The sequence below is a fragment of the Alkaliphilus flagellatus genome, assembly GCF_018919215.1.
GTDB classification, from domain to species: Bacteria; Bacillota; Clostridia; order Peptostreptococcales; family Natronincolaceae; genus Alkaliphilus_B; species Alkaliphilus_B flagellatus.
Map to the genome: position 1 here is coordinate 564,555 of NZ_JAHLQK010000002.1, position 12,609 is coordinate 577,163.

Sequence of the window (12,609 nt, forward strand, 5' to 3'; positions counted from 1 at the left end):
ATTATGAATTTAGCCGAAAGACTTTTAAATGGTGATAAGAGAGCGGCAGCCAGACTTATTACTATGTTTGAAAACAACGATCAAGAGGCTATTGATCTATTAACAGCACTTTATAAAAATACTGGTAGGGCTCAAGTAATTGGTATTACAGGGCCTCCAGGAGCTGGAAAAAGCACTCTTACTGATAAATTAGCTAAAGCCTTAAGAAAAGAAGGTAAAACTGTTGGAATTATTGCTATAGATCCTACTAGCCCATTTACGGGAGGCTCTATTTTAGGGGATAGGGTAAGGATGTCCGATCTTTATACTGATCCAGGTATTTTTATTAGAAGTATGGGTACAAGGGGACATCTTGGAGGACTTTCTAAATCTACTCTGGGGGCAGTAAAGGTTCTTGATATTTATGGATGCGACTATATATTTGTTGAGACAGTAGGGGTTGGACAGTCAGAAGTTGATATTGTAAAGGCGGCAGATACAATACTTATGGTAATGGTGCCTGGCTTGGGAGATGATATTCAGGCTATTAAGGCAGGGATAATGGAAATTGGTGATGTGTTTGCTATTAATAAAGCAGATCGTGATGGTGCTCCAAAAACTAAGGTAGAAATAGAAATGGCCTTAGATTTTAATCATAGTGAGTGGCGACCTCCTGTTTGCGAAGTGGTGGCCCTTTACAATAAAGGTATTGATGAATTAGTAGAAGAACTAAAAAAGCATAGAGCCTACTTAGAAGATTCTAGGCAGCTAATAGAAAGAAGGACTAAAAATAGCGAATTAGAAATATTAGATTTAACTCAACAAAGATTAATGAAAAGAATACTTGGAGATGCAAAGAGCCAAGAGGATATTCATATTTTATCTAAGCAGGTTGCAAATAGAGACTTAGATCCATATAGTGCCAGCAGGCAAATAATAAATAAAATAATGAAGTTTTCTAACGTATAGGAGAGTATAAAATATCATAATATACGCTTTTCGTAACATACGTTCAATAAAGGCTTATTTAATTTAAAAAGCTTACATATAAGCCTTTGTTTAAATAAAATTAAAGAAAGGTAGGACTTACACATGAATGTTAAAAAAGTGGATCACATTGGAATAGCTGTGAAAAATTTAGATGAAACATTGAAGTTTTACCAAGATATTTTAGGTCTTGAGTGTGCAGGTACAGAGGTTGTAGAAGAACAAAAAGTAAAGGTTGCATTTTTACCAGTAGGTGATACAGAGGTAGAGCTCCTAGAGTCTACAGAAGATGATGGACCAATTGCAAAATTCATCGAGAAAAAAGGTGAAGGTATCCAGCACATTGCTTTTAGAGTAGATAACATAGAGGAAGCCATTGAAGAGATGAAGACAAAGGGAGTAAGAATGATTGACGAGAAGCCAAGATATGGAGCAGGAGGAGCGAAAATAGCCTTTTGTCATCCTAAAAGTACAGGTGGAGTTCTTGTGGAGTTAAGTGAGAGGGAGGGATAAAAATGTCCATAAACAAATTAGAAGACCTTCGTAACCGCAAAGCAAAGATTGAACTTGGCGGTGGCGAAAAAAGAATTGCCAGCCAACATGAAAAAGGTAAGTTGACAGCTAGAGAAAGAATTAACCTCTTATTTGATGAAGGAAGTTTTGTAGAATTAGATGCCTTTATCAAACATAGATGTGTTAACTTCGGCATGGAAAAGGTAGATTCTCCAGGTGAAGGTGTTGTAACAGGCTATGGTTTAGTTGATGGTAGATTGGTATATGCCTATGCACAAGACTTTACTGTTGTAGGTGGATCATTAGGGGAAATGCATGCAAAGAAAATTTGCAAAGTACAAGATTTAGCATTAAAAATGGGAGCGCCAATAGTTGGTATGAATGACTCTGGCGGGGCTAGAATCCAAGAGGGAGTAGATGCTCTATCTGGATATGGAGATATCTTCTACAGAAATACTATTGCTTCTGGGGTAGTACCACAGATTTCTGCGATTATGGGACCTTGTGCAGGTGGAGCAGTATACTCTCCAGCATTAACAGACTTTATTTTTATGGTAGATAAAACAAGTCAAATGTTTATTACAGGTCCACAAGTTATTAAAACTGTAACTGGTGAAGAGGTAAGTGCAGAGGCCCTTGGCGGAGCAATGACACACAATAAAACTAGTGGGGTAGCACACTTTGTAACAGCAAATGATGAGGCTTGTATAGGAGAAATTAGAAGATTACTTAGCTTTTTACCTTCTAATAATATGGAAACTGCTCCTGTTTTCTATACAGAAGATGATATAAATAAAATTATTCCAGAGTTAGATGAAATTGTGCCAGAAAATCCAAATAAGCCATACGATATGAAGGCAATAATTACAGCTATTGCAGATGATTCGGATTTCTTTGAAGTACAACCTTATTATGCACAGAATATGATTACAGGTTTTGTTCGTATTAATGGACAGTCTGTAGGTATTATTGCAAACCAACCTAAAGTATTGGCAGGTTGTTTAGATATTAACGCTTCTGATAAAGCAGGAAGATTTATTAGAACATGCGACTGCTTTAATATTCCAATATTAACTCTTGTAGATGTACCAGGATTTTTACCTGGAACAAGTCAAGAATATGGTGGAATTATTCGTCATGGTGCTAAAATGCTTTATGCCTATAGTGAAGCTACAGTACCACTTATAACATTAATTGTTAGAAAAGCATACGGTGGAGCATATCTAGCTATGTCTAGTAAACATTTAGGTGCTGATATGGTACTTGCTTGGCCAACTGCTGAAATTGCGGTAATGGGACCAGAAGGGGCGGCTAACATTATATTCAAAAATGAAATTGCAGATTCTGAGGACCCACAATCTACAAGAAATCAAAAAATTGACGAATATAAAGGGGAGTTCGCTACACCTTATAAAGCTGCAGAAAGAGGTTTCGTTGATGACGTTATAGAGCCATCGGCTACTAGACCAAGAATAGTAGATGCTCTTAATATGCTAGCAAGTAAGAGAGAGAGTAGACCAGCTAAAAAACACGGTAACTTACCAGTATAGATCCTTCAATAGAAAAAAGAGGTGATTAATATATGAACTTACTGGAAAGAATGAAAGTTTCCATTGATACTATGACAATGGGAGAGAAGTTTTTAGGCAGTATGATAGTAACACTTGTGGGAATTGGTATAGTATTTGCAGGATTAGCTATATTATACTTTGCTATTATTATTATGCAAAAAGTAGTAGGTAAATCTCAACCTAAAAAAATAGTCGATTCAAAACCTTCTCCTACTATTGAGGATGAAGTTGTAGAAGAAGAGACTGTAGACAGTACAGAGCTTGTAGCGGTTATTACAGCTGCAGTAGCTGCTAGCTTAAATACTTCTACTCATAATATTATTGTTAGAAATATTACTCGTATATCGGATCAAACACCTTCTTGGGCTAAAATAGGAAGGGTAGACCAAATTAGTAATAAGCTTTAATTTAAGGGATTACATATTAAGACAATGCATTATAATCCAAACTACTATTAAGGAGGAATTGTACGATGAGAAAGTTTAATATAACTGTAAATGGTGTTTCCTATGATGTAGAAGTAGAAGAAATTAAGGATGGTATAGCATCACCTGCACCAAGAGCCGCAGCTCCAGTAGCACCAGTGGCAAAACCAGTGGCTTCAAAACCAGCTCCAGCGGCGAAACCAGCGCCATCGGTAGCTCCAGCAGGTTCTACAACTATTGAAGCACCAATGCCAGGAAACATTTGGAAGATAGAAGTTAAAGAAGGTCAACAAGTAAAATCTGGTGATGTACTTCTAATTTTAGAAGCTATGAAGATGGAAAATGAAATTATGGCTCCAGCTGATGGAGTTGTTGCATCTATTCATGTTGCTGAAGGTGCTGCAGTAAATGGTGGAGATATTCTAGTATCTCTTAAATAATAAAAGCACCTAAAACAATTGAAAGGAGATGCACAGATGGTTGATATAGTTGTGGAATTTTTAGGGACCACAGGTTTTGCAAACATGACAGGTGGTCAACTACTTATGATAGTTGTTTCATGTGTTTTACTATATCTAGCAATCGCAAAAGGCTTCGAACCTTTACTGCTTATTCCTATAGCCTTTGGTATGTTACTTGTTAATCTACCTCTATCTGGAATAATGGATGCTGGAGCAAATTTATTAAAATTAGGTTCACCTACAGCTGAAATGATAGAAAAAGGAATACCTGCGAGTATGTATGTAGATTCTCCAGGAGGATTATTGCATTATATTTATAATTCGGGAATCAAACTAGGAATTTTTCCGCCTTTAATCTTCTTAGGTGTTGGAGCAATGACTGATTTCGGTCCACTTATTGCTAACCCAAAAAGCTTATTTTTAGGGGCAGCAGCACAGGCTGGAATATTCTTTACATTCATTGGAGCGACAATGCTTGGCTTTACAGCTCAAGAAGCTTCTTCTATTGGAATTATAGGTGGAGCAGATGGACCTACAGCAATATTTTTAACTTCTAAGTTAGCGCCTCACCTTCTAGGACCAATAGCGGTTGCAGCCTACTCTTATATGGCACTAGTTCCAATTATTCAGCCTCCTATTATGAAGGCGCTTACTACAAAAGAAGAGCGAATGATTAAGATGGAGCAATTAAGAACAGTATCAAAGGTTGAGAGAGTAGTTTTCCCTATAATGGTAACTATTATAGTTTCATTAATAGTGCCAAGTGCAACAGCTTTAGTTGGTATGCTTATGCTTGGAAACCTATTTAGAGAGTCTGGAGTGACAGATCGACTTTCTAAAACAGCACAAAATGAGCTAATTAACATTGTAACTATTTTGTTAGGGATAAGTGTTGGAGCAACAGCTAATGCAGAAACATTTCTAAAATTAGAAACACTTAAAATAATTGCACTGGGTGTAGTTGCTTTTGGTGTAGGTACAGCAGCCGGAGTATTACTTGGAAAAGTAATGAATAAGCTATCTGGTGGTAAAGTAAATCCACTTATAGGATCAGCTGGAGTTTCGGCAGTACCTATGGCAGCTAGAGTTTCTCAAGTTGTTGGACAAAAAGAAAATCCAAGTAATTTCCTATTAATGCATGCTATGGGACCTAACGTTGCAGGGGTAATTGGATCTGCTGTTGCAGCAGGTGTGTTATTAACATTGTTTGGTTAATGGAAAATGTTATATTCAGTTAAGAGATACGGTGCATAGCCGTATCTTTTTCTGCTGGTGAGGAGTGAAAAAATGAGGAGCAAAATATTAGAAGAGTTGTATATTAATAAGGGAAACTATATATCTGGAGAAGTGTTAAGAACTAAGCTAGGCGTTTCTCGTACTGCTATATGGAAGCATATTAATGCATTAAAGGAAGAAGGATATAATATCGAAACTATTCCTAGAAAGGGGTATATGCTTCTTGAAATGAAAGATAAACTTTTGCCTAAGGAAATAGAAGCACTTATTTCTAACAATGCTATAGGCCAGCAAATTGTTTATTTCGATAGTATTGATTCTACTAATAGCTATGCTAAAAAAGAGGCCAACAAACTAAAAGATGGGACTGTTATTTTAAGTGAAGAACAGCTACTGGGTAGAGGAAGAAGAGGGAGAAACTGGTCTTCGCCTAAAGGTACGGGAATTTGGATGTCTTTAGTTTTAAAACCTAATATACCGCCTACTGAAGGGGTCAAGATGACACAAATAGCAGCAGCGGCTGTATGTAAGTCTATCCGAGAATTAACAGGGCTAAATGCCTTAATTAAATGGCCAAACGATATTGTTATTAACGGCAAAAAGATTTGTGGTATTTTAACTGAGATGGCTGGAGAATTAAACGAAGTTAACTATATTATTGTAGGTATAGGTATAAATGTAAATACCGATGGATTTTCATGTGAATTGAAGGAAAAAGCTACCTCCCTATTTATTGAAGGGGGTAAAAAAATAGATCGCAGGGAACTAGTAGTTAATATTTTGAAAAACTTTGAGGCATTATACAATATCTATATTAAAGATTTAAACTTAGATGAAACTTTAGTTATAGTTAAAAACTATTCTGCTATATTAGGAAAAGAGATTAAAATTATTCAAGGAAATTTAGAAAAAAAAGCTAGAGCTATAGATATTAACAACGAAGGATTATTATTAGTACAAATGGATGATGGTAGCAAAGAATTAATTTCATCAGGAGAGGTTTCAATTAGAGGTGAAAATGGGTATATATAAAACACACTCATTGTTAATAATGAAATTATAGCTAAACTGTGATTTTTTTCGTTAATTTTATCATAATTATTGCAATATAAATTTCAACCTGTTAAAATAATATGGTGAAATAGCTGGCATCAAATTTTGAGCTAGACTAGATCTCAATGTTTTAAAAAATTTAAATTGTCCGGCATCTGTAAAGAGCTGGAACGGAGGTGGCGAAATGATTCAAAGTACAAAAATGTCAACAAAAAAAGTAACAATCGCTGGTATGTTAGGTGCATTTTCAGTAGTATTAAGTATGACTCCAATAGGGTATATACCTATACCGATACTTGGGGTTAATGCAACCACTATGCACATCCCTGTTATTATTGGTGCAATTTTAGGTGGACCATTGGTAGGGACTATAGTAGGATTAATGTTTGGAGTTAGTAGCTTTTTAAGAGTGGGATCACCTTTTTTTGCAGATCCTTTAGTTTCTATATTGCCAAGACTCTTTATAGGAGTTATGAGCTACTATACCTACAAGGCATTTAAACATTCTATCCCTGCAGCTATAGTAGGTACACTAACTAACACTCTTGGAGTACTGTCTATGGTATATTTAAGGGGATATCTACCGTTAAATGCAGTTATTGGTGTTGCCACACTAAATGGAATTACCGAAGCTATTGTTTCTTCTGTTATAGTGTATATAGTAATGAAAGGTTTGAAAAACTATAAAATATAATAGATAAAATAGACTAGTTGAGAAGGTGAACAAATGATCGTAGTTTTTGATGTAGGTAATACTAATATTGTATTAGGTGTTTACCGTGGAAAAGAGTTAATAGACTATTGGAGAATCGCAACGGATAAAGAAAAGACATCTGATGAATATAGTATGGTTATTCATCAATTCTTTCAATATAATGGTTTAGACATTAATGATGTTGAAGATATTATTATTTCTTCAGTAGTACCAAACATTATGTATTCTTTAGAACATGCATCAAGAAAACTTTTTAATAAAGAGCCTTTAATAGTAGGACCTGGTATTAAGACAGGTATGAATATAAAATACGATAATCCTAAACAGGTTGGAGCAGATAGAATTGTTAATGCTATTGCTGCCTATGAAAAATACGGTGGGCCATTAATAATTGTAGACTTTGGAACAGCAACAACCTTCTGCGCTATTTCGGAAACGGGAGAATACTTAGGTGGTACCATTTCACCGGGAATTAAGATTTCAAGTGATGCACTATTTGAAAAAGCTGCAAAGCTTCCAAGAGTAGAACTTGTAAAGCCGGGAAAGGTAATTTGCAAAAATACTGTTAACAGTATGCAAGCTGGCATAATATATGGTTATGTTGGTTTAGTTGAGTATATTGTAAATAAGATGAAAAAAGAGATTAGGTGCAGCTCTTGTAGGGTAATTGCTACAGGTGGACTATCAACTTTAATAGCTAGTGAAACAGAAAGTATAGACATAGTAGATAAGTTTTTATCCCTAGAAGGCTTAAATATTATTTATGAACGTAACAAGGAAGACCGAATTGCATTAAACAATAAGAGCCGGGTGTAAACCTGGCTTTTATTGTTTATATTATATATAACTGATTTTAGTGTATTTCTATTTATATATGTAACGTGGCGGAATAAAAACTGCCGCACTTAGTAATTGGAGGTAAAAAATATGAAAATAGATAATGTGACTTTAGATAATCCTGTTTTCTTAGCTCCTATGGCAGGTGTAACAGACCTTTCTTTTAGACTAATTTGTAAAGAGATGGGATGCGGAATGGTATATATGGAGATGGTAAGCTCCAAGGGGTTATATTATGAAGATAAGAAAACTGAAGGATTACTAAAGATTCATCCAAAAGAAAAACCTGTTGCCCTACAAATATTCGGTTCAGACCCTAATATTATGTCGAAGGCTGCTTATATGCTCAATAATCGCGAAAATGCTATATTAGATATTAACATGGGATGCCCTACACCTAAGATAGTAAAGAATGGAGACGGTAGTGCACTTATGAAGGATGTTAAGTTGGCCGGGGAAGTTGTTAAAGCAGTAGTTAAGGAATCTGTAAAGCCTGTTACGGTTAAAATACGTAAGGGCTGGGATGAAAACAGTGTTAATGCAGTAGAATTAGCAAAGATTATTGAAGAAAATGGGGCAAAGGCTATAGCTGTCCATGGTAGAACGAGAGAACAATTCTACTCAGGTAAAGCTGACTGGGATATTATTAGAAGAGTAAAGGCAGCTGTAACTATTCCTGTAATCGGAAATGGGGACGTATTTACCGTAGAAGACGGAATTAATCTATTAAAAGCAACTAAATGTGATGGGATTATGATTGGTAGGGGAAGTCAAGGAAATCCTTGGTTATTTAAAAGATTAGTACAATATATGAAAACCGGTGAACTTACTCCTGAGCCTACTGCTAGGGATCGGATTTTTATGGCACTAAAACATATGGATCTAGTAATTACACATAAAAGTGAATATATTGGAATTAAAGAAATGAGAAAGCATATTGCATGGTACTTAAAAGGTTTAAAGGGAACAGCAAGCCTAAGAAATAAGATTAATACAATTGGAACTAAAATTGAAATGGAAAATGTTTTAATAGAATATTTGAATAGTGAAGGAATAGAGGTTTAGAATCGAATAACCTTCTGACAAAGGGCAATAATAGAAATATATTTTTTCTTGTCCAGGAGGCATTAAAATGAAGAGAGTAGTTAGTATAAGCATTGGAAGCTCTAAAAGGGATCATTATGTGGAAACTGAAATAATGGGAGAAAAGTTTATTATTGAACGTATTGGTACTGATGGTAGTATAGAAAAGGCAGTTGATTTAATAAAAAGCATAGATGGTAAAGTTGATGCTATAGGAATGGGTGGTATTGATTTATATTTATGGGCAGGTAGGCGTTCGTATATTATCAAAGGAGCGCTACCACTTAAAAGAGCAGCTAAGATTACTCCAATAGTTGATGGATCAGGATTAAAAAACACATTAGAAAAAAATGTTATTCATTATTTGCAGCAAAATAAATATATTAATTTTAAAGAGAAAAGAGTACTAATCACTAGTGCAATGGATCGTTTTGGCATGGCCGATAGTCTAGAATGTTGTGGGTGTAATTTAACCATAGGAGATTTAATATTTGGCCTTGGTATAAATATTCCGGTACATTCATTAAAAAGCCTACATAGAATAGCAGCAATAGTAGCGCCAATTGCTTGTCGACTTCCATTTCATATTTTATATCCAACAGGTGATAAGCAAAATAAAAATATTTCAAATAAGTTTACTACATATTTTGATAGAGCTGAAATCATAGCAGGAGATTTTCATTATATTAAAAGATTTATGCCTATTAGTATGAATGATAAAGTAATAATTACGAACACAGTTACAAAAGAAGATGTAGGGATTTTAAAAGATAGAGGAGCAAAACTGCTTATTACTACTACACCAGAATTTGAAGGTAGATCTTTTGGTACTAATGTAATAGAAGGAGTAATAGTTGCTATGCTTAAAGCACAAGGGAGAGAAGGCACATTAAACGAATATGAGGAACTTTTGAGTAAACTTGACTTAAAACCTAGAATAGAATATTTAAATAAGAGTCAAGGGGTTATATAGCATTATGAAGGGCTTGTTTTCCCTTGACATTTGATAGTGACTATTCTATAATATGTACAATATATTTATCAGAATAATTAGCCCATAAAAAAAGGGCTAAACTATTTTTTAAGATATTAGATGAATATTAATTAAATTTTTCATCAAAAAAGGATAAAATTACTACATATATAAAAGTATAAAATGGTTATAAGAACATATATTATGAACTAATATCATAAGAATAAATATTAAATATATATTTTAAAATCTAGATCAATTAAGGATGAGGAGAGAGAGATTATGATGGCAGATAGAGAAGTTGTTTTAACGGCTCAGGGGTTAAAAAAGTTAGAGGACGAACTAGAACTACTTAAAACTGTAAGAAGAAAAGAAATAGCTGAAAGAATAAAGCAAGCAATTGCTTTCGGAGATATAAGTGAAAACTCTGAATATGATGAAGCTAAAAATGAACAAGCACAAGTAGAGGATAGAATAAATAGACTTGAAACTATGCTTCGTAAGGCTACTATAATAGATGAAGAAGATATTAATACAGATGTTGTTAGTATAGGTGCAACTGTACAAGTAAAGGACTTAGAATTTGACGAAGTAGTTGAATATATGATAGTTGGGTCGACTGAAGCAGATCCGTATGAACTTAAAATATCTAATGAATCCCCTGTAGGTAAGACTTTATTAGGATCTAAAGTTGGGGATGTTGTGGAGGTGCAAATTCCAGACGGAATTACCAAGTACGAGATATTAAAAATTACAAGATAGTTGGGGGAATTACTAGTGATGAATGAAGAACAAAATTTAAATGAGCTTTTGAAAATACGTATAGATAAGTTAAAGCATTTACAAGAAATAGGAAAAGATCCCTTCAAAATCGAAAAAGTTTATGTTACTCATTATAGTGAACAAATAAAAGAAGAGTTTGAACAACTTGAAGGTCAAAATGTAACAATTGCTGGTCGTATAATGACCAAACGTGGTCATGGTAAAGCTAGCTTTGTTAATATTCAGGACAAAGATGGTCAAATACAGGCATACATTAGAGAAGATAGAATTGGAGAAGAAGATTATAATCTGTTTGTTACCTATGATTTAGGAGATATTATAGAGGTAAATGGTGAAGTTTTCAGAACCAATAAAGGTGAAATTTCTGTAAAGGCTAGTCAAATTCGTCTATTAACGAAATCTATCCAAATATTACCAGAAAAGTGGCATGGATTAAAGGATCACGACTTAAGATATAGACAAAGGTATGTAGACCTAATAGTTAATCCAGAAGTAAAGAAAACTTTTATTACTCGCTCCAAAGCAATTAAGGCAATAAGAGAGTTTTTAGATAATAGAGGATATTTAGAGGTGGAAACCCCTATATTAGGTACTATAGCTGGGGGAGCTAGCGCTAGACCTTTTATTACCCATCATAATACATTGGATATAGATATGTATCTTAGAATAGCTACTGAATTACATCTAAAGAGATTAATCGTTGGTGGTATTGACCGTGTGTACGAAATTGGTAGGCTATTTAGAAATGAAGGAATGTCTATTAAGCACAATCCTGAATTTACAACAATTGAGCTTTATGAAGCTTATGCAGATTATAATGATATGATGGATATTACTGAAAACATTGTAGCTTATGCTGCTGAAAAAGCTTTAGGTACTACTAAGATTACTTACCAGGGACAAGAAATAGACCTTACCCCTCCTTGGAATAGAATGACCATGGTAGAAGCATGTAAACAATATGCTAATGTAGATTTCGATGAAATAAAGACTGATGAAGAAGCAATTGAAGTAGCTAAAAAGCTGGGAATTGAAATTAGACCTGGAATGAAAAAGGGACATATTATTAGTGAAGTATTTGAAGAGTATGGTGAAAAACATTTAATACAACCTACTTTCATAACTCAGCATCCAGTGGAAATATCACCTTTAGCAAAGCGTAATCCTGATAATCCTGAATTAACAAACCGTTTTGAAGCTTTTGTTAACACTTGGGAAATTGCAAATGCTTTTTCAGAGCTTAATGATCCTATTGATCAACGTCAAAGATTTATGGATCAGTTAGTACAACGTGAATTTGGTGATGATGAAGCTCATATGTTAGATGAAGACTTTTTAAATGCTATAGAAGTAGGTATGCCTCCAACTGGTGGATTAGGAATAGGGATAGATCGTTTGATGATGTTATTAACAGATTCAGCATCTATTCGTGATGTATTATTATTCCCTACAATGAAACCAATAGAGTCTAATAGAGACTAACTATATAATAAGAATATAGCATAATCCTACTGATGTTCTCTTATTCAGTAGGATTATATTATTATAGCGAAAAAACACAAAATATGTTGACAAGCTTAATGGAAAGTAGTATAGTAAATGAGGTCAACAAGATAAGTGGAAACAAAAACAAAAGCAAAAGCTTAAGGAAAATAAAATATTAGAACAGCAATCTGAAAAATAAATTTTAAAAAGTTGTTGACATAATATTTTAGATATGATATATTAAGTAAGTCGCCGCAACAAGGCGATGGGGCATAAGCCCTTAAAGAGGTCTTTGAAAACTAAACAGTATAGATTAAGCCAGCAAAGGTAGATTGCCAAAATCTTTGATTTTGTGTAAGGTACCTTCTCAGCGAAAAGCTGAGTTTCCATTAAATATTAATTTATTTAAATGGAACCCAAAAATTCGAGCATTTTTATTTAAGAGTTTGATCCTGGCTCAGGATGAACGCTGGCGGCGTGCCTAACACATGCAAGTCGAGCGGAGTTA

Annotated in this window: 13 protein-coding genes and 1 rRNA gene; all 14 read left to right on the plus strand. The window is 34.3% G+C overall.

All coding sequences use genetic code 11. The features are described from left to right. Positions 1-3 precede the first annotated feature (3 nt). Positions 4-948, plus strand: a complete 945-nt coding sequence (gene meaB / locus KQI88_RS07565; protein ID WP_216415869.1) for a methylmalonyl Co-A mutase-associated GTPase MeaB — start codon at positions 4-6, stop codon at positions 946-948. A 123-nt stretch (positions 949-1,071) separates the two neighbouring features. Beyond that, the gene (gene mce, locus KQI88_RS07570) at positions 1,072-1,479 is read left to right on the plus strand and encodes a methylmalonyl-CoA epimerase (RefSeq protein WP_216415872.1); all 408 of its coding nucleotides are present in this window, start codon (positions 1,072-1,074) and stop codon (positions 1,477-1,479) included. Between the two features lie 2 nt (positions 1,480-1,481). Then, the gene (mmdA, locus tag KQI88_RS07575; protein WP_216415874.1) at positions 1,482-3,029 is read left to right on the plus strand and encodes a methylmalonyl-CoA decarboxylase subunit alpha; all 1,548 of its coding nucleotides are present in this window, start codon (positions 1,482-1,484) and stop codon (positions 3,027-3,029) included. 32 nt (positions 3,030-3,061) lie between these two features. Further along, a complete protein-coding gene (locus KQI88_RS07580; protein ID WP_216415876.1) occupies positions 3,062-3,457 on the plus strand; it encodes an OadG family protein in 396 nt (131 codons plus the stop codon). 65 nt (positions 3,458-3,522) lie between these two features. Next, positions 3,523-3,915, plus strand: a complete 393-nt coding sequence (locus tag KQI88_RS07585; RefSeq protein ID WP_216415879.1) for a biotin/lipoyl-containing protein — start codon at positions 3,523-3,525, stop codon at positions 3,913-3,915. A gap of 36 nt (positions 3,916-3,951) precedes the next feature. Beyond that, a complete protein-coding gene (locus KQI88_RS07590) occupies positions 3,952-5,151 on the plus strand; it encodes a sodium ion-translocating decarboxylase subunit beta (protein WP_216415880.1) in 1,200 nt (399 codons plus the stop codon). 72 nt (positions 5,152-5,223) lie between these two features. Next, positions 5,224-6,204, plus strand: coding sequence for a biotin--[acetyl-CoA-carboxylase] ligase (locus tag KQI88_RS07595; protein WP_216415882.1), 981 nt, complete (start codon positions 5,224-5,226; stop codon positions 6,202-6,204). Between the two features lie 205 nt (positions 6,205-6,409). Further along, positions 6,410-6,919 carry an ECF transporter S component gene (locus KQI88_RS07600; protein WP_212382123.1) on the plus strand — a complete coding sequence of 170 codons (510 nt, stop codon included), beginning with the start codon at positions 6,410-6,412 and terminating at the stop codon, positions 6,917-6,919. 33 nt (positions 6,920-6,952) lie between these two features. Continuing rightward, positions 6,953-7,756, plus strand: coding sequence for a type III pantothenate kinase (locus KQI88_RS07605; protein ID WP_216415884.1), 804 nt, complete (start codon positions 6,953-6,955; stop codon positions 7,754-7,756). A 111-nt stretch (positions 7,757-7,867) separates the two neighbouring features. After that, positions 7,868-8,842 carry a tRNA dihydrouridine synthase DusB gene (gene dusB / locus KQI88_RS07610; RefSeq protein ID WP_216415885.1) on the plus strand — a complete coding sequence of 325 codons (975 nt, stop codon included), beginning with the start codon at positions 7,868-7,870 and terminating at the stop codon, positions 8,840-8,842. A gap of 67 nt (positions 8,843-8,909) precedes the next feature. After that, positions 8,910-9,833, plus strand: coding sequence for a quinate 5-dehydrogenase (locus KQI88_RS07615; RefSeq protein ID WP_216415887.1), 924 nt, complete (start codon positions 8,910-8,912; stop codon positions 9,831-9,833). A 282-nt stretch (positions 9,834-10,115) separates the two neighbouring features. Beyond that, positions 10,116-10,595 (plus strand): transcription elongation factor GreA, encoded by a 480-nt coding sequence (gene greA, locus KQI88_RS07620; RefSeq protein ID WP_216415889.1) that lies wholly within the window; start codon positions 10,116-10,118, stop codon positions 10,593-10,595. Positions 10,596-10,613: 18 nt separating this feature from the next. After that, entirely contained in the window at positions 10,614-12,098 is a 1,485-nt protein-coding gene (lysS, locus tag KQI88_RS07625; RefSeq protein WP_216415942.1) for a lysine--tRNA ligase, read from the plus strand. A gap of 437 nt (positions 12,099-12,535) precedes the next feature. Further along, positions 12,536-12,609, plus strand: a 16S ribosomal RNA gene (locus tag KQI88_RS07630); the annotation flags it as partial.

What these genes read in the sequence shown, in the direction of transcription:
- meaB (WP_216415869.1), top strand. Translation starts at nt 4, where the DNA reads ATGAATTTAGCCGAAAGACTTTTAAATGGTGATAAGAGAGCGGCAGCC.
- mce (WP_216415872.1), top strand. Translation starts at nt 1,072, where the DNA reads ATGAATGTTAAAAAAGTGGATCACATTGGAATAGCTGTGAAAAATTTA.
- mmdA (WP_216415874.1), top strand. Translation starts at nt 1,482, where the DNA reads ATGTCCATAAACAAATTAGAAGACCTTCGTAACCGCAAAGCAAAGATT.
- KQI88_RS07580 (WP_216415876.1), top strand. Translation starts at nt 3,062, where the DNA reads ATGAACTTACTGGAAAGAATGAAAGTTTCCATTGATACTATGACAATG.
- KQI88_RS07585 (WP_216415879.1), top strand. Translation starts at nt 3,523, where the DNA reads ATGAGAAAGTTTAATATAACTGTAAATGGTGTTTCCTATGATGTAGAA.
- KQI88_RS07590 (WP_216415880.1), top strand. Translation starts at nt 3,952, where the DNA reads ATGGTTGATATAGTTGTGGAATTTTTAGGGACCACAGGTTTTGCAAAC.
- KQI88_RS07595 (WP_216415882.1), top strand. Translation starts at nt 5,224, where the DNA reads ATGAGGAGCAAAATATTAGAAGAGTTGTATATTAATAAGGGAAACTAT.
- KQI88_RS07600 (WP_212382123.1), top strand. Translation starts at nt 6,410, where the DNA reads ATGATTCAAAGTACAAAAATGTCAACAAAAAAAGTAACAATCGCTGGT.
- KQI88_RS07605 (WP_216415884.1), top strand. Translation starts at nt 6,953, where the DNA reads ATGATCGTAGTTTTTGATGTAGGTAATACTAATATTGTATTAGGTGTT.
- dusB (WP_216415885.1), top strand. Translation starts at nt 7,868, where the DNA reads ATGAAAATAGATAATGTGACTTTAGATAATCCTGTTTTCTTAGCTCCT.
- KQI88_RS07615 (WP_216415887.1), top strand. Translation starts at nt 8,910, where the DNA reads ATGAAGAGAGTAGTTAGTATAAGCATTGGAAGCTCTAAAAGGGATCAT.
- greA (WP_216415889.1), top strand. Translation starts at nt 10,116, where the DNA reads ATGATGGCAGATAGAGAAGTTGTTTTAACGGCTCAGGGGTTAAAAAAG.
- lysS (WP_216415942.1), top strand. Translation starts at nt 10,614, where the DNA reads ATGAATGAAGAACAAAATTTAAATGAGCTTTTGAAAATACGTATAGAT.